Origin of the sequence: Pseudomonas sp. 06C 126 (assembly GCF_001855215.1) — a bacterium.
In the GTDB taxonomy this organism is placed as follows: Bacteria; Pseudomonadota; Gammaproteobacteria; order Pseudomonadales; family Pseudomonadaceae; genus Aquipseudomonas; species Aquipseudomonas proteolytica.
The window spans coordinates 1-626 of the sequence record NZ_MIFU01000156.1 but is presented as its reverse complement, the minus strand read 5'-3'; the positions used below and the strand labels follow the sequence as shown (position 1 = coordinate 626).

Below are 626 nucleotides of genomic sequence, written 5' to 3'. Positions count from 1 at the left end.
GGCGGTAACTTCGAGAAGCTGGTGGTTGCTGGCGACGGTGCGACTACGCAGATCAACGACACCATCGACAAAGTTGATGTGGTCCTGACTGCCACCAAAACTGTCGGCGAAGGCGGCGAAATTGTTTACACCGCAACCTTGGTTGATAAAGACGGCAAGCCAGTCACCAACACCACTGGCCCGTTAACCATTACCCTCGATAACAAACAGGTCATCACCATCGGTGTGAACGAGTCGAGCGGTACTGTTTCGGCTGTAGCGCCGGACGATGTGTACAAAGGCGACCAAACTGTTACGACCGGCATCGAAAAAGTCACCGGTGGCGAGCACTTCGAGAACCTGGTCCCTGGTACTGACAAAGTCACCACCGTCGTAACCGACACACCGGGCACCGACAACACCACTACCGTCACCTTGACCGCGCCAGACGCCGTCAACGAAGGCGGAAAAATCACCTACACCGCCACCTTGAGCAACAAGGCTGACACTGACGTCACCCTGACCCTCGATAACAAGCAAACCATCACCATCAAGGCCGGCGAAACCGTTGGTACCGTGATTGTTGATGCCCCTGGCGATGACGTGTTCATCGACAAGAGCACCCAGACCGTACAGATCACCGGCAC

General features: G+C 55.8%; 1 protein-coding gene. It reads left to right on the top strand.

The features are described from left to right. Positions 1-626 (top strand): immunoglobulin-like domain-containing protein (locus tag BHC62_RS27130; protein WP_371128939.1); only part of this gene is annotated, 626 nt, incomplete at both ends.